The sequence below is a fragment of the Streptomyces sp. NBC_00029 genome (genome assembly GCF_045160505.1).
Classification (GTDB): Bacteria; Actinomycetota; Actinomycetes; order Streptomycetales; family Streptomycetaceae; genus Streptomyces.
The window spans coordinates 2,018,252-2,033,432 of sequence record NZ_CP108292.1 but is presented as its reverse complement, the minus strand read 5'-3'; the positions used below and the strand labels follow the sequence as shown (position 1 = coordinate 2,033,432).

Annotated in this window: 14 protein-coding genes and 1 riboswitch; of the genes, 10 read left to right on the top strand and 4 right to left on the bottom strand. The window is 71.1% G+C overall.

What is annotated here, in order from left to right; translation table 11 throughout:
• Positions 1-33 precede the first annotated feature (33 nt).
• The 5 genes from OG753_RS09825 (at position 34) to OG753_RS09805 (ending at position 4,597) form a co-directional block, all read left to right on the top strand.
• Positions 34-981: an FHA domain-containing protein gene (locus tag OG753_RS09825; RefSeq protein WP_327266691.1), complete on the top strand. Its 948-nt coding sequence runs from the start codon at positions 34-36 to the stop codon at positions 979-981.
• 45 nt (positions 982-1,026) lie between these two features.
• On the top strand, positions 1,027-1,800 hold the full coding sequence (locus tag OG753_RS09820) for a MerR family transcriptional regulator (protein WP_327261432.1): 774 nt from the start codon (positions 1,027-1,029) through the stop codon (positions 1,798-1,800).
• A gap of 51 nt (positions 1,801-1,851) precedes the next feature.
• Positions 1,852-2,325, top strand: coding sequence for a bifunctional nuclease family protein (locus OG753_RS09815; protein WP_007262890.1), 474 nt, complete (start codon positions 1,852-1,854; stop codon positions 2,323-2,325).
• A 180-nt stretch (positions 2,326-2,505) separates the two neighbouring features.
• Complete coding sequence (locus tag OG753_RS09810) at positions 2,506-3,144, top strand: MerR family transcriptional regulator (protein ID WP_383202915.1); 639 nt, start codon at positions 2,506-2,508, stop codon at positions 3,142-3,144.
• A gap of 43 nt (positions 3,145-3,187) precedes the next feature.
• Complete coding sequence (locus OG753_RS09805; RefSeq protein ID WP_405788125.1) at positions 3,188-4,597, top strand: DNA polymerase IV; 1,410 nt, start codon at positions 3,188-3,190, stop codon at positions 4,595-4,597.
• A gap of 74 nt (positions 4,598-4,671) precedes the next feature.
• Here the strand turns inward: OG753_RS09805 and OG753_RS09800 are convergent, their stop codons facing one another.
• Positions 4,672-5,037, bottom strand: coding sequence for a PRC-barrel domain-containing protein (locus OG753_RS09800; RefSeq protein ID WP_327261429.1), 366 nt, complete (start codon positions 5,035-5,037; stop codon positions 4,672-4,674).
• 112 nt (positions 5,038-5,149) lie between these two features.
• A riboswitch (glycine riboswitch) is annotated at positions 5,150-5,248 on the top strand.
• Between the two features lie 194 nt (positions 5,249-5,442).
• On the opposite strand from OG753_RS09800, the gene gcvP reads away from it, so the two are divergent.
• Positions 5,443-8,328, top strand: coding sequence for an aminomethyl-transferring glycine dehydrogenase (gene gcvP / locus OG753_RS09795; protein ID WP_405788123.1), 2,886 nt, complete (start codon positions 5,443-5,445; stop codon positions 8,326-8,328).
• A 90-nt stretch (positions 8,329-8,418) separates the two neighbouring features.
• Here the strand turns inward: gcvP and OG753_RS09790 are convergent, their stop codons facing one another.
• Both OG753_RS09790 and OG753_RS09785 read right to left on the bottom strand, forming a co-directional pair.
• A complete protein-coding gene (locus OG753_RS09790) occupies positions 8,419-8,607 on the bottom strand; it encodes a DUF5999 family protein (RefSeq protein WP_030009772.1) in 189 nt (62 codons plus the stop codon).
• A gap of 261 nt (positions 8,608-8,868) precedes the next feature.
• Entirely contained in the window at positions 8,869-9,489 is a 621-nt protein-coding gene (locus OG753_RS09785) for a hypothetical protein (protein WP_327261427.1), read from the bottom strand.
• 487 nt (positions 9,490-9,976) lie between these two features.
• Between OG753_RS09785 and OG753_RS09780 the strand changes: the two genes are divergently transcribed.
• From OG753_RS09780 to OG753_RS09770, 3 genes are all read left to right on the top strand, one after another.
• Complete coding sequence (locus OG753_RS09780; protein ID WP_327261426.1) at positions 9,977-11,509, top strand: glutamate-cysteine ligase family protein; 1,533 nt, start codon at positions 9,977-9,979, stop codon at positions 11,507-11,509.
• Positions 11,510-11,623: 114 nt separating this feature from the next.
• The gene (locus tag OG753_RS09775; protein ID WP_405788120.1) at positions 11,624-12,463 is read left to right on the top strand and encodes a CPBP family intramembrane glutamic endopeptidase; all 840 of its coding nucleotides are present in this window, start codon (positions 11,624-11,626) and stop codon (positions 12,461-12,463) included.
• 89 nt (positions 12,464-12,552) lie between these two features.
• On the top strand, positions 12,553-13,284 hold the full coding sequence (locus tag OG753_RS09770; protein WP_327261424.1) for a hypothetical protein: 732 nt from the start codon (positions 12,553-12,555) through the stop codon (positions 13,282-13,284).
• A gap of 40 nt (positions 13,285-13,324) precedes the next feature.
• Here OG753_RS09770 and OG753_RS09765 read toward each other — a convergent pair whose 3' ends face one another.
• On the bottom strand, positions 13,325-14,167 hold the full coding sequence (locus OG753_RS09765) for a PhzF family phenazine biosynthesis protein (RefSeq protein WP_405788119.1): 843 nt from the start codon (positions 14,165-14,167) through the stop codon (positions 13,325-13,327).
• A gap of 387 nt (positions 14,168-14,554) precedes the next feature.
• Here OG753_RS09765 and OG753_RS09760 point away from each other — a divergent pair, with 387 nt between their 5' ends.
• Positions 14,555-15,175, top strand: coding sequence for a PadR family transcriptional regulator (locus tag OG753_RS09760; RefSeq protein ID WP_327261422.1), 621 nt, complete (start codon positions 14,555-14,557; stop codon positions 15,173-15,175).
• Positions 15,176-15,181 lie beyond the last annotated feature (6 nt).

The window sequence follows — 15,181 nt, the reverse complement described above, 5'->3', positions numbered from 1 at the left end:
TCGACGCACCGAAGTCGCGGTGCGTGGTGGAAACTGTCTGGTGGTTACGGACGTTGTGAGAATGTCCGGGTCGGCAGGTGTCTGTATTCGGAGTTCGTCCTGCCCCACGGGCGGGTCTGTTTCGGTCAAGGGGAATCGCCCGTGAAGTTGTTTGAGAAGTTGTTCGGCAAGAAGAACCGCGAGGAAGGCGGCGCGGCACGGCACCGCGCCGGCCACGGGGAGGTGGAAGGGCAGGGCGACCGGCCGCTCTTCCGCGACGAGGTGGCCGGCCCGGGCGAGGTTTCGGGTGCCCCCGGCGCGTCGGCTGTTGACCCTGCTGGTACCGGACGCATAGGTTTCGGTGAACCATCAACCTCAAGTGCGGGTGGAGGGTTTGCCCCCGACCCGTATGCCACCAATGCATCCGCGGGGCAACCGCGGCGCGAGGAGCCGTCCATGTCGGCCGAGCAGATTTGCAGCAGGTGCGGACACCGCAGCGATGCGGCCAGTCGGTTCTGCTCCAACTGCGGTGCGCCGCTGCGGGCGGGCCTGACGCCGGAGCGTGCCTCGGAGACCACGTCCACCATTTCGATCTCGGGCCTCGAGGCCTACGAGGCCGAGGTGTCGGGACAACCGCACGTGTCGTCCTCCTCGCTGTCCCCCGAGGCCCAGGCCGCGGTGGAGGCGCTGCCGCCCGGTTCCGCTCTGCTCATCGTGCGCCGCGGTCCCAACTCCGGGAGCCGCTTCCTGCTGGACGGCGAGCTGACCACGGCCGGCCGCCACCCGCAGAGCGACATCTTCCTGGACGACGTCACCGTCTCCCGGCGCCATGTCGAGTTCCGCAGGAGCCAGGACGGCGGCTTCACCGTCGCCGACGTCGGCAGCCTCAACGGCACGTACGTGAACCGTGAGCCGATCGACTCCGTCGCCCTGAACAACGGCGACGAGGTGCAGATCGGCAAGTACCGGGTGGTCTTCTACGCAAGCCTGCGGGGCATCTGATCCTCCCCGGACTCCGTCCGGGGGTACCCCCAGAGGGAAGGTTCCATGCTGCGTACCCCGACCGGCGGTGCCCCGAGAAACGGTGCCGCCGGCACCGCAGGCCCGGCGGGGCGGCTGGTGAGCATCGGCACGGTGCTCACCACGCTGCGTGACGAGTTCCCCGAAGTCACCATCTCGAAGATCCGGTTCCTGGAGGCGGAGGGGCTCGTCGAGCCCCGACGCACACCTTCGGGATACCGCAAGTTCAGCACCGACGACGTGGAGCGGCTCGCCCGCATCCTGCGTCTGCAGCGCGACCACTACCTCCCGCTGAAGGTGATCCGCGAGCAGCTCGACGCGCTCGCCCGCGGTGAGCAGATCCGTATCCCGGCGCCCACGGCGCACGGGGAGTCGACCGATCCCGCCGGACCGGCGGCCGTCTACGGCGAAGTGGGCCGGGAGCGGACCACCGTGGCCCGCGTGGGCCGGGCGGAGCTGCTCGCTGCGGCCGACGTGGACGAGGTCCAGCTGATCGAATGGGAGTCCTACGGGCTGCTCGCCGAGGGCCCGGAGGGCGGATTCGACGCCGGGGCCGTCACGGTGGCCCGGCTCGTGGCCGACCTGGGGCGATTCGGACTGGAGCCGAGGCACCTGCGCGCGATGAAGGCCGCCGCCGACCGCGAGGCGGGGCTGGTGGAGCAGGTCGTGGCACCGCTGCGCAGGCACCGCAACCCGCAGACCCGGGCTCATGCGGAGGCCACGCTGAAGGAGCTCGCGGGGCTCTCCGTACGGCTCCACGAGGCCCTCGTACAGACCGCTCTGGGGGTCCGGCTGCCCTGAGGTGGGGGGCCCGACTACCCAAACCTGCCGAGCAGGTCCTAGGGTTGCTGTGTGAACGAGCTCGACGTTGTGGGTGTCCGGGTGGAAATGCCCTCCAACCAACCGATCGTGCTCCTGCGTGAAGTGGGAGGCGATCGGTACCTCCCCATCTGGATCGGTCCAGGGGAGGCGACCGCCATTGCCTTCGCGCAGCAGGGGATGGCCCCTGCCCGACCGCTGACGCACGACCTGTTCAAGGACGTGCTCGAGGCGGTCGGCGAGGAGCTCACCGAGGTCCGCATCACGGATCTGCGGGAGGGCGTCTTCTACGCGGAGCTCGTCTTCGCCAGTGGGGTCGAGGTGAGTGCGCGGCCTTCCGACGCCATAGCCCTCGCCCTGCGGACAGGGACGCCGATCTACGGCAGTGACGGCGTGCTGGACGACGCCGGAATCGCCATTCCCGACGAGCAGGAGGACGAGGTGGAGAAGTTCCGCGAGTTCCTCGACCAGATCTCGCCGGAGGACTTCGGTACCGGCCCGCAGTGAGGTGTCGGCCGCGTCGTCCTCGGAGAACCTCAGCCCATTCGATTAGCCTTTCCCCGCAAAGGGATACGGGAAACCACTCTCAGGGTGATTATCACTCGGCGTGCCGAGTGTGGCGATCGTTGACGCACCCCTGGTGACTGCCTACCTTCAAGGTGGGCAGGTCAAGGACGGAGGGTCGGCGTGAGGATCACGGGCGACGGTACGACCGGGGGTACCCCCGCACGGAGCGAGGCTGGGCCGTACCCGCTGCACGGCGGTGCGGTCGGTTCCGCGCGCCGTCAGCCGGAGTCGACGCCGGTCGGGCCGGTGAGCGGTGACCCGGAGCCCGAGCAGATCGGATACCGCGGGCCGACGGCGTGCGCCGCGGCCGGCATCACCTACCGGCAGCTCGACTACTGGGCCCGGACCGGGCTGGTGGAGCCCAGCGTGCGGGCCACCTACGCGACGGGGACACAGCGGCTCTACAGCTTCCGCGACGTCGTGGTCCTCAAGATCGTCAAGCGCTTCCTGGACACCGGGGTGGCGTTGCAGAACATCCGTACGGCGGTCCAGCACCTGCAGGACCGCGGTATCCCGGACCTCGAACGGATGACGCTGATGAGCGACGGCGCCACCGTGTACGAGTGCACCTCGCCGGACCAGGTCGTGAGCCTGCTCCAGGGCGGGCAGGGCGTCTTCGGCATCGCCGTGGGTGTGGTGTGGCGCGACGTCGAGAGCGCGTTGTCGCAGCTGCACGGCGAGCGGGTGGACACCGGCGAGACGCTGGTGAGGCACAACCCGACGGACGAGCTGGCCGCCCGCCGCAACCGGGCCGTCTGACCGGAGCCCGGGCGTTGTCAGTGGCGTAGGGCAGCATCGGGCTGTGAGAGCCGCGCCGACCATCCTGCATCTGGACATGGACGCCTTCTACGCCTCCGTGGAGCAGGCGTCGAAGCCGAGCCTGCGCGGGAGGGCCGTCATCGTCGGCGGGCTCGGACCGCGCGGGGTCGTCGCCACCGCCTCGTACGAGGCCCGGCGGTTCGGGGTGCACTCCGCGATGCCGATGGGGCAGGCGAGACGGCTCTGCCCGAACGGCGCGTATCTCATCCCCCGCTTCAGCCTCTACCGGCAGGTCAGCGACGTGGTGATGGCCATGCTGCGGGAGCTCTCGCCGCTGGTGGAGCCGCTGAGCCTGGACGAGGCCTTCGTGGACCTGGAGGCGGGTGGGGTCGCCTTCGACTCGCAGAGCGCACGGGAGACGGGGGAGCGGCTGCGGGCCGACATCCGGGCCGCCACGAGCCTCAGCGGGTCGGTGGGGCTGGCGGGGTCGAAGATGCTGGCCAAGGTGGCGTCCGAGGAGGCCAAGCCGGCCGGGCTGCTGCTGATCGAGCCGGGGACGGAGCGCGAGCTGCTCGCCCCGATGTCGGTACGGACCCTGCCCGGGGTGGGACCGGCCACGGGCGAGCACCTGCGCCGGGCCGGGATCACCACGGTGGGGGAGCTGGCGGAGGCCGGGGAGGACGAGCTGGTCCGCATGGTCGGCCGCTCGGCGGGGGCCGGGCTGTACCGGATGGCCCTCGGGCTGGACGACCGGCCGGTGGTCGCGGAGCGGGATGCGAAGTCCGTGTCGGTCGAGGACACCTTCGACGTGGACCTGCACGACCGGGTGCGGATCCGCGGCGAGGTGCAGCGGCTCGCCGACCGGTGCGTGCAGCGGCTGCGGGGTTCGGGGCACTCGGGGCGCACGATCGTGCTCAAGGTGAGGCGGTACGACTTCTCCACGCTGACGCGGTCCGAGACGCTGCGCGGGCCCACGGACGATCCGGGGGTGGTGCGGGAGGCCGCGGCGCGGCTGCTGGAGGGCGTGGACACCACCGGCGGGGTGCGACTGCTGGGGGTGGGGGTGACCGGCCTGGCGGACTACACGCAGGAGGACCTGTTCGCGCAGTCGCTCGCCGCTGAGCCGGACGGGGACGCGGTGACGGCCGAGGGGGAGGCAGAAGGGGCCCCTGAAGCGTCTGGGGCCCCTGAGGCCACGCAGCCGCCCGGGGAGCCGGAGCCGTCCCCCGAGCGGCGCTGGACGGCCGGGAGCGACGTCCGGCACGCCGTGTACGGGCCCGGGTGGGTGCAGGGCAGCGGGGTCGGGCGGGTGACCGTACGGTTCGAGCGGCCCGGATCGGAGCCCGGCCGGGTGCGGACCTTCCGGGTGGACGACCCCGAGCTGGAGCCGTCCGACCCGCTGCCACTGGTGGGGGCCGGTGACCGGAGCGGTCCGCCCGAGGGCACCCCCTAGGTCCTGTCGTCGAAGGAGCGCCGGTCGGGCGCCGCGGGCCAAGCGGGACTTTGGCGACAGGACCTACCGGTCGCCTAGCTCTCGTCGCCCGCCAGGTGGCCGAAGTCGTGGTGGAAGTCCGACGGCAGGGTCGTGTCCAGGCCGTAGTGGTGGTAGAGCTGCAGCTCCTGTTCGGGCGAGAGGTGGCGTCCGACACCGAAGTCCGGGGCGTCGCGGATGAGGGCGCGTTCGAAGGGCACCCGGAGGGTTTCGCCCACCATCTCGCTCGGCTCCAGCGGGACGAAGGCATCGCGGCTGAAGAGCCCCGTCCGGACCGCGGCCCATTCCGGGACGCCCGTGGCATCGTCGAGGTAGACCTCGTCGATGGTGCCGATCTTGGTGCCGTTGCGGTCGAACGCCTTGCGGCCGATCAGGCTGCGCGGATCGATGTCGGTCTGCACGGTCCCTCCAAAAGGTCGCAACTGCTCCGTAATGACTACAGAAGTGCATATCTGCAGCGGAGGCCACTCGGGGAGGGTCCTGAACCTCGCTGGTACGCTGGTGAACGGCTGTCGACCCTGTGCGGGAGAGTCCTCCGAGTGAACGAGACGGAGGCGCCGAAGGAGCAAATCCTCCCCGGAATCTCTCAGGCATACGTACCGCACGGACGAGGCCACTCTGGAAAGCAGGAGCGGGTACCGGGTGAGCAGTGCCGGTCCCACACCTCACCGACGGTGAAAGCCGGATCTCTCGGGAGACCCCCGTGACTCCGGTGAAACTCTCAGGTGCAGATGACAGAGGGGGAGGCCGTCCGGGTGCCCGCGCCGTGGTGCCCTCGCAGGTCATACGACCAGGAGGCCTCCGTAATGACCGCCAACCGCATTCCGCTCTCCCAGCTGGAGCGAGGCATCCCCTTCGAGCAGCGCCACATCGGCCCGGATGCCGAGGCGCAGGCGAAGATGCTCGCCCAGGTGGGCTACGGCTCCCTGGACGAACTGACCGCCGCCGCGGTGCCGGATGTGATCAAGACCGCCGAGGGCCTCAACCTGCCCGACGCGCGGACCGAGGCCGAGGTGCTGGCCGAGCTGCGCTCGCTCGCCGACCGCAACCAGGTCCTCTCCCCGATGATCGGCCTCGGCTACTACGGGACCTTCACGCCGCCGGTGATCCTGCGCAACGTCATGGAGAACCCGGCCTGGTACACGGCGTACACGCCGTACCAGCCGGAGATCTCCCAGGGCCGCCTCGAGGCGCTCCTGAACTTCCAGACGGTCGTCGCCGACCTGACCGGGCTGCCGACCTCCGGTGCCTCGCTGCTCGACGAGGGCACCGCGGCCGCCGAGGCCATGACGCTGGCCCGCCGCGTGGGCAAGGCCAAGGGCAACATCTTCCTGGTGGACGCCGACGCGCTGCCGCAGACCATCGCCGTCATCGAGACCCGCGCCGAGCCGATCGGCATCGAGGTCGTCGTCGCCGACCTGTCCGCCGGTATCCCGGCCGAGGTCGCCGAGCGCGGCATCTACGGCGTCCTGGTCCAGTACCCGGGTGCCTCCGGTGCCGTGCGGGACATCAAGCCGGTCATCGACCAGGCGCACGAGCTCGGCGCGATCGTCGCCGTCGCCGCGGACCTGCTCGCGCTGACCCTGCTGACCTCCCCGGGCGCGCTGGGCGCGGACATCGCCGTCGGCACCACCCAGCGCTTCGGTGTCCCCATGGGCTTCGGCGGACCGCACGCCGGCTTCATGGCCGTCCAGGACAAGCACGCCCGCTCGCTCCCCGGCCGCCTCGTCGGCGTCTCCGTGGACGCGGACGGCAACAAGGCCTACCGCCTGGCGCTGCAGACCCGTGAGCAGCACATCCGCCGCGAGAAGGCCACCAGCAACATCTGTACCGCGCAGGTGCTGCTCGCCGTCATGGCCGGCATGTACGCCGTCTACCACGGCCCGGACGGCCTGCGGACGATCGCGAGCCGCACCCACCGCTACGCCACCCTGCTCGCCGCCGGTCTGACGGCCGGCGGGGTCGAGATCGTGCACGGCTCCTACTTCGACACGATCACCGCCCGCGTCCCGGGCCGTGCGGCCGAGGTCGTCGCCGCCGCCCGCGAGGGCGGGGTCAACCTCTTCCAGGTGGACGCCGACCTCGTCTCCGCCGCCTGTGACGAGACCACCCTGCGCGCCGACATCGAGGCCGTCTGGGCCGCCTTCGGCGTCACCGCGGACATCGAGGCGCTCGACGCGGCCACGGCCGACACCCTGCCCGAGGGCCTGCTGCGCTCGGACGCGTACCTGACGCACCCGGTCTTCCACCAGCACCGCTCCGAGACCGCGATGCTGCGCTACCTGCGCAAGCTCTCGGACAAGGACTACGCGCTGGACCGCGGCATGATCCCGCTGGGCTCCTGCACCATGAAGCTCAACGCGACGACCGAGATGGAGCCGGTGACCTGGCCCGAGTTCGGCCAGCTGCACCCCTTCGCCCCGGTGGAGCAGGCCGAGGGATACCTCACGCTCATCACCGAGCTGGAGGAACGTCTCTGCGAGGTGACCGGCTACGACAAGGTCTCCATCCAGCCGAACGCCGGTTCCCAGGGTGAGCTCGCCGGCCTGCTGGCCGTCCGCGCCTACCATCGCGCGAACGGCGACGAGCAGCGCACCATCTGCCTGATCCCGTCCTCCGCGCACGGCACCAACGCCGCCAGCGCCGTGATGGCCGGTATGAAGGTCGTCGTCGTCAAGACCGCCGACGACGGCGAGGTGGACGCGGCCGACCTGCGCGCCAAGATCGAGCAGCACCGCGACGAGCTCGCCGTGCTGATGATCACGTACCCCTCGACTCACGGTGTGTTCGAGGAGCACGTCGCCGACATCTGCGCCCAGGTGCACGAGGCCGGCGGCCAGGTCTACGTCGACGGCGCCAACCTGAACGCCCTGGTCGGCCTCGCCAAGCCGGGTCACTTCGGCGGCGACGTCTCGCACCTGAACCTGCACAAGACCTTCTGCATCCCGCACGGCGGCGGCGGTCCGGGCGTCGGCCCGGTCGGTGTCCGGGCGCACCTGGCCCCGTACCTGCCGAACCACCCGCTCCAGCCCACCGCGGGCCCGGAGACGGGCGTCGGGCCGATCTCGGCCGCCCCGTGGGGCTCGGCGGGCATCCTGCCGATCTCTTGGTCGTACGTGCGTCTCATGGGCGGCGAGGGCCTCAAGCGCGCCACCCAGGTCGCGGTGCTCGGCGCCAACTACATCGCCAAGCGCCTCGAGCCGCACTACCCGGTGCTCTACACCGGCCCGGGCAACCTGGTCGCGCACGAGTGCATCATCGACCTGCGTCCGCTGTCGAAGTCCACGGGCGTGAGCGTGGACGACATCGCCAAGCGTCTGATCGACTACGGCTTCCACGCGCCGACCATGTCCTTCCCGGTCGCCGGCACGCTGATGATCGAGCCGACGGAGTCCGAGGACCTCGCCGAGATCGACCGCTTCTGCGACGCGATGATCGCCATCCGCGGCGAGATCGAGCGGGTCGCGGGCGGCGAGTGGCCGGTGGACGACAACCCGCTGGCCAACTCCCCGCACACCGCGGCGGCGCTGGGCGGCGAGTGGAACCACCCGTACACCCGGGACGAGGCCGTCTTCCCGGGCGGGGTCACCGCCGCCGAGAAGTACTGGCCGCCGGTGCGCCGCATCGACGGTGCGTTCGGCGACCGCAACCTGGTGTGCTCCTGCCCGCCGCTGGACGAGTACGACGCCTGACATGAGTGAGGGGCCGGTCCGGGAGAGTCTCCCGGACCGGCCCCTTCGTCGTTTCTCAGGCCGGTCGGCCCGCCGGCGGGCCGTATCGCCTTACGCCGCGGCGAGCGGCCGGTGCGGGGCGATGATCTGGCCGTCCGGCAGGAGTTCACCGGTGTCCTCGAAGAGCAGGACGCCATTGCACAGCAGGCTCCAGCCCTGCTCCGGGTGGTTGGCCACCGGGCGCGCGGCCTCCCGGTCGGCGGATTCGGCTGACGGGCAGGCTGGCTGGTGCTGGCACATGGATGCGTTCTTTCGCTGCGGTGTGGTCTGCGTGCTACGGCTCGATGCGTGGTTCATGGCCGTCCCCCTGGGTCATCCCCGCACCCGCGGGGAGCGTGTCATCAGTGTTCCCCCATGACAGCCGCTTCGCAGGGATTTCCCGGCAGCTGTCCTCACAGATTGATGACGCATCACTCGTGCGGGCGGTTCAGGCCAACTCCCCTGTCATTTCGGATGGTTCGCAAGTGGCCCGGGCGGACTAGGCCGAATGGGTGATTCGGGTCAGGCGGCGGGCGCGGCCAGCGTCGGAGGGGCGGACGCCGGGGCCGGGGTCAGCCGGCGGGTCAGCACGGGCAGCAGCTCGGAGACGGGATGCGGGCGGTACGGGGCGATGCCGGGCGGAGCCGGTGCGAGCGGCACCAGCAGGTCCTCGCCGGCCGGGAGACCGGCGGCCGCGTCGGCGCCGACGGCGCCGTGCAGCCACAGGGTCAGCATGTAGAGCTCCGGCACCGACAGCAGCCGCGGCTGGTAGCCCGTGGTGAGGGACTCCGCCTGGCGCAGGGCGCGTTCGGTTGCCGCGACGTAGGGCCCCTCGAAGAAGTGCGAGAAGACCCAGCCGTCGGCGGTCAGCCGGGTGTCGGCGGCGGCGATGTGGCGGTCCCCGCTGCGGATCAGGAACCGCCAGCCGATGAGCCGCGTACGGGGCGGCCTGCCGCCGGCCGCGAGGTTGGACATGCCCAGCCGGTCGAGGACGTGGACCGGGAGGGGGAGTTCGGCGGTCAGCGGCCCCTGGACCGCGCGCAGGGCCGGGGTATGCGCCTCGTGGACGGCGGTGGGGGAACCGAGTGCCGCGAGGACGCTGCGCAGGGCGGGCGCGGGAGCCGGAGGGACATGCAGCGGCATGGTGGGTCGCCTCTCACTTGGGAGACCGGTGGAACGGGGGCAGGTGCGGACTCGCATTCTGGGGTCAGAGGGGGGCCGAGGGGCAATGGCCGCGCGCCAACTCTCTGCCTCGTTTGCGGAGTTTATACGACATGTGTTCACGCAGTGTTTCGGCTAGCTGTCCCGCCTATTGCCGACAAGGCGCTTACCGGACCCGCTGACATGGCATTCATGCCGGATGCGCGCGAACATGTCGCGCTGACCTCGGAGGTTACCGGACGGGGGCTCGGCTGGAAAGCGTCGGTTATCCGAACAAGGCAAAGTCGAAGGGGAATTTGCACGAAGCGACTTGCCAGATGAATGTGCCGAAGCGCCCTTCGGCCAAACCGGCGCGCGCTCCTCGCCACGCACGCCCCCAGCGCGTTATGGATCATGCTGCCGGGGCATCATCGACCGTACAGCGCGCCTGGATGCCCCGGGCCAGGCCCACTCGAGGAGGGACGCTTCGATGGGGGAGAAGGTCGTGGCGGGCGGATTCGACCTGTCCGATCGGCAGCGGTATCGAAGGAAGCTTCACGAGTGCCTGGAGGGGCTGGAGCGACTCCTGGCAGAGAAGAGGTTCGATCGTCCGAAGAACATGATGGGACTGGAGATCGAGCTGAATCTCGCGGGTTCCGACGGGCTGCCGAGAATGGTGAATGCCCAGGTGCTGGAGCGGATTGCGAGCCCTGATTTCCAGACCGAACTGGGAATGTTCAATCTGGAGGTGAACGTCCTTCCGCACCGGCTCGGCGGCCGGGTATTCGACCAGCTCGCCGAGGAACTCAGCGCCGGGCTCGGCTATGCCCACAGGCAGGCCGCGGAGATCGACGCCGGCGTGGTGATGATCGGCATTCTGCCGACGATCTCGCGTGCGGACCTGGTCACCGCGAACCTCTCGGCGGTGGACCGCTACTCGCTGCTCAACGAGCAGATCCTGATGATGCGCGGGGAGGACTTCACGCTCGACATCGACGGCGTCGAACGGCTGATCTGGACCTCCGGGTCGATCGTGCCGGAGGCCGCCTGCACCTCCGTACAGCTGCATCTGCAGGTGACCCCGGCCCGGTTCTCGGCGGTGTGGAACGCGGCTCAGGTGGTGGCGGCCGCACAGATAGCCGTCGGCGCCAACTCGCCCTTCCTGTTCGGGCGTGAGCTGTGGCGGGAGTCGCGGCCTCCGCTGTTCACCCAGGCCACCGACACCCGCCCGCCCGAGCTGCAGGCACAGGGCGTGCGGCCGCGCACCTGGTTCGGGGAGCGGTGGGTGGACTCGGCGTACGAGCTCTTCGCCGAGAACGTCCGCTACTTCCCGGCGCTGCTGCCGATATGCGACGAGGAGGAGCCGCTGCGGGTGCTCGCCGAGGGCGGGGTGCCCGCTCTGCAGGAGCTGGTCCTGCACAACGGCACCGTCTACCGGTGGAACCGGCCGGTGTACGGGGTCGCCGACGGGGTGCCGCACCTGCGCGTGGAGAACCGGGTGCTGCCGGCCGGGCCGACGGTCGCCGATGTCGTCGCCAACGCCGCCTTCTACTACGGGCTCGTACGCACCCTCGCGGACGAACCGCGCCCGGTGTGGACCCGGCTGCCCTTCGCCGAGGCGGAGGCGAACTTCGACGCGGCCTGCCGGTACGGGATCGACGCGCGGCTGCGGTGGCCGCGCCGCGGCCGGGCCGGGGGGCTGGCCAGCGTGCCCGCCGTACGGCTGGTCCTGGACGAGCTGCTGCCGATGGCGGCGGCGGGGCTGGACGCCTGGGGCATCGAACCCGCGGACCGGGACCACTACCTCGGCATCATCGAGGAGCGCTGCCGGCGCCGGGTGAACGGGGCGACCTGGCAGGTGGACACCTACCACCGGGCGCTGGCCTCCGGGCTGGAGCGGGACGAGGCACTGGCCGCGACGACCCGGAGGTACAGCGAGCTGATGCACAAGGGCGACCCCGTGCACACCTGGCCGGTCGGGCTGACGGAGGAGGTGACCGCCTCGGTGCCCGTCGCCCGCTGACCGGCCGCGCGCCCGACACCGTCCGGTGATCCCTGTGATCCCTGTGATCCCCGTGATCCTGGTGATCCCCGTGCTGACCCCGCAGTGATCCTCCCGGCCCGCCGAGGAGGCAGTATGGGGTGGTCACAACGGGATGGCAGGACGGAGTCGGGCGTGCGGGCGGAGCCGGAGCCGGTGTTCGTGGAACTGGGCGAGGACGGGCGGCGGAGTCTCTTTCGCACCGAGACGCTGCTCGTCCTCGCGCTGTCGCTGGGCGCGAGCGGGGTCTCGGCGCTGATCAGCTTCATCGGCTCGCTCACCAAACCGGGTGGCCTCAAGGACCAGGCTGCCACCCTCAACGGCTCCTACGCGCCCGGCCGGCCCTGGCTGGACCTGGCCTGGCAGCTGTTCGGCATCGCGAGCGCCCTGGTGCCCGTACTGCTCGTGGCGCACCTCCTGACCCGCGAGGGCGCTCCCGGCCTGCGGGTGCTGGGCTTCGACCGCAGCCGGCCCTGGTGGGACCTGGGCCGCGGCGCCCTCGTCGCGGCCGGGATCGGCAGCGCCGGGCTGGCCTTCTACCTGGGCGCCCTGGCCACCGGATTCAATCTCACGGTGGTGCCGGAGGCGCTGCCCGACGTGTGGTGGAAGTTCCCCGTACTGATCCTCTCCGCGCTGCAGAACGCGCTGGTGGAGGAGATCATCGTGCTGGCCTACCTGCTGCGCCGGCTCGACCGGCTGGGCTGGTCCCCGCTCGCCGCCCTGGCGGCCAGCTCGGTGCTGCGCGGCTCGTACCACCTCTACCAGGGCATCGGCGGCTTCGTCGGCAACATGGTGATGGGCGTCGTCTTCGTCCTCGCCTACCGGCGCTGGGGCCGGGTGGCACCGCTCGTCGTCGCGCACGCGCTCCTCGACATCGTGGCCTTCGGCGGATACGCCCTGCTCGCGGGCAAGGTGGGCTGGCTGCCGACGCCCTGATCCGGCACGGGGCCACCCGATCGGCCCTTCCGGGCGGTGCCGGACGCCGCGGCGGTGCGACGCTGGAGGCGAGCAAGGAGGCGCGCCCGGTGGCTGTAGTGGACACCCTCGTACCGTTCGCGCCCTTCCTTGTGCCCGTGGTCACCGGCGTGGTGGGCGGCATCAGCCTCCTCGTCCGGGACCGCCGCGAGGCGCGCAGTTCCGACCACCACTACCGCAGGCGCCTGGAGAAGGCGCAGCTGGAGATCCAGTTCCTCAACGGCTGGATCCAGGCCAAGCAGCTGGCGCCGACCGACTCCCCGCCCGCGGACCCGGACCCGGGGCGCTGGCTGGACGAGTGCTACGCGTCGGTGCTCCGGGCCAAGGCGGACACGGGCAACCGCCACCGGACCGGGCCGGTCACACTGCGGCGCCTCCTGCTGCTGGGGGAGCTGAGCGGTCCGGCGAGGACCGTGCGGGTCTTCTACTGGATCTCCCTCGCCCTGTTCAACGCGGCGCTCGCGTGGTGCGTGAACCTGCTCGTTGCCGGCGTACCCGGTTTCCTTCACGAGGAGGGAGCCTCCGAGTCCGAGGAGATCGCCTCCTATCTGGGGCTGGCGGGCGTCCTCTTCGTCGTGTCGGCCGTGCTGTGGGGATGGACGGTGCACATGGGCAAGGCGGAGCCGTCGCAGGTCTACCGGAAGCGGATCGACTCGGCCGCCTGGGTGGAGCAGGAGGAGAAGCGGCGGAGTGCCGCACACGCGAAGGCCGATGCGAAGTCGCGGTCGCAGGTGCGGTCGAAGGGGGACGGGAAGGGCGGCGGGGGCGGCTCCGCGGGCTGAGCCGAGCCGATCGGCCGGTGCCCGCGGCCGCGACCCGTGGTCACTGCGCCCCGCCCGCACCGGGCGGGGACGCGAGCAGCTCGCCGTCGACGACGGTGACGGCCCGGCCGGCCAGCAGCGTGCGGTCGCCCGCCAGCGTCACCCGTACGAGACCCCGGCGCGCGCCGCCCTGCAGTCCGGTCAGCTCGGTGCGGCCCAGCCGCTGCGCCCAGAACGGGGCGAGCGCGGTGTGGGCGCTGCCGGTGACCGGGTCCTCGTCGATACCGAAGGCCGGGAAGAAGCCGCGGGAGACGAAGTCGTATCCGAGGGAGGGATCCTCGGCGGGCGCGGTGACGATCACTCCCCGCCTGGCGAAGGCGCGCAGGGCGGCGTGGTCCGGCTCCAGCTCGCGGACGGTCTTCTCGTCGGCCAGCTCGACGACGAGATCGCCGATGTGATCGGCGGTGTCGTGCACGGAGAGGATCGGGGGGCCGCCGAGCGCGTGGTCCACGGCGGCCGGCGCCGGCACCGGGGTGAGCGAGGACGTCGGGAAGTCCATGGTGATCGTGCCGTCCTCGGCCGTCTCGGCGGTGAGGATCCCGCAGCGTGCGGAGAACCGGATCAGCCCCGTGGCGAGCCCGCTGGTGGCCAGTACGTGCGCGGTGGCCAGGGTGGCGTGGCCGCACATGTCGACCTCGGCGGCCGGGGTGAACCAGCGCAGCGCCCAGTCGGCGTCCCCGCCGGGCGGCAGGGGGTGGGCGAAGGCGGTCTCGGAGAGGTTCATCTCGCAGGCGACCTGCTGGAGCCAGGCGTCGGGCGGGAACGCGGCGTCGAGGAGCAGGACTCCGGCGGGGTTCCCGTGGAACGGGCGGTCGGTGAAGGCGTCGACGATTCGGATGCGCATGCCCCGACGGTAGGACGGTTCCTTGATCATCGACAAAGGCCAATCGGGGGTGACTGGCCCTGTCGGGTGGGCCTGCTCGGGGGTGGTGCCGGGCGAGTTCGAGACGTTGGCGCCCCGGCCTCCGAGCCTCGGAGCAGGGGACGCACCGGTGCGGATTGAGCCGGCTGCCGACCAGCCGCCGGGAGCCGTCGGCCGTGGCCGGGCCCGGCAGTACGAGGAGCAGCGCTGCGGAACGGACGGCGGCGGCAGGTCACTTCATGACGGATTCACGGCTCGACTGTCGCCGACACGTTCCGATATATCGTTGACACGTCGCGAGTCTTCTCCGATAGTAGAGATATCGGACCACCGATGAAGCAACGACAACGTGACGAAAGGAGCGCAGTCATGCGTTCACACGGACAGCACGGCCACGACCGCGGACATGACCACGGACGGGGCCATGACCACTGCGGGCCCGATCGTCGGGAGGGTTTCAAGGGGCTGCGCGCCGCCTTCGGGCCGTTCGGGCCGCCCTTCGGCGCAGGTCCCTTCGGTGGCCGCGGCGGACGCGGGGGGCCGCGGGGCCGGGCGCGGCGCGGCGATGTGCGCGCCTCGATCCTGGCGCTGCTCGCCGACCGGCCGATGCACGGCTACGAGATGATCCAGGAGATCGGCGAGCGCAGCGGCGGGGCATGGAAGCCCAGCCCGGGCTCGGTCTACCCGACCCTGCAGCTGCTCGAGGACGAGGGGCTCATCACGAGCGCGAGCGAGGGCGGCAAGAAGCTGTTCACGCTCACCGACGCCGGCCGCGCCGAGTCCGAGTCGGGCCCGGACGCCCCCTGGGCGGATGCCGGGCGCGGCTTCGACTTCGAAGCGATGCAGGAGGTCCGGACGGCCGGATTCGGCCTGATGGAAGCCTTCGGGCAGGTCTTCAAGACCGGCACGCCCGAGCAGCGCGAGAAGGCGCTCGGGGTCATCAACGACGCCCGTAAGAAGCTCTACCTGATCCTGGCCGACGAGCACTGAGCCCGA

Bases quoted from the DNA above. Each gene is read 5' to 3' on its own strand.
- OG753_RS09765 (WP_405788119.1), bottom strand. From the start codon at position 14,167: ATGCGCATCCGAATCGTCGACGCCTTCACCGACCGCCCGTTCCACGGG.
- OG753_RS09790 (WP_030009772.1), bottom strand. From the start codon at position 8,607: ATGTGCCAGCACCAGCCAGCCTGCCCGTCAGCCGAATCCGCCGACCGG.
- OG753_RS09760 (WP_327261422.1), top strand. From the start codon at position 14,555: ATGCGTTCACACGGACAGCACGGCCACGACCGCGGACATGACCACGGA.
- OG753_RS09820 (WP_327261432.1), top strand. From the start codon at position 1,027: ATGCTGCGTACCCCGACCGGCGGTGCCCCGAGAAACGGTGCCGCCGGC.
- OG753_RS09780 (WP_327261426.1), top strand. From the start codon at position 9,977: ATGGGGGAGAAGGTCGTGGCGGGCGGATTCGACCTGTCCGATCGGCAG.
- OG753_RS09775 (WP_405788120.1), top strand. From the start codon at position 11,624: ATGGGGTGGTCACAACGGGATGGCAGGACGGAGTCGGGCGTGCGGGCG.
- gcvP (WP_405788123.1), top strand. From the start codon at position 5,443: ATGACCGCCAACCGCATTCCGCTCTCCCAGCTGGAGCGAGGCATCCCC.
- OG753_RS09785 (WP_327261427.1), bottom strand. From the start codon at position 9,489: ATGCCGCTGCATGTCCCTCCGGCTCCCGCGCCCGCCCTGCGCAGCGTC.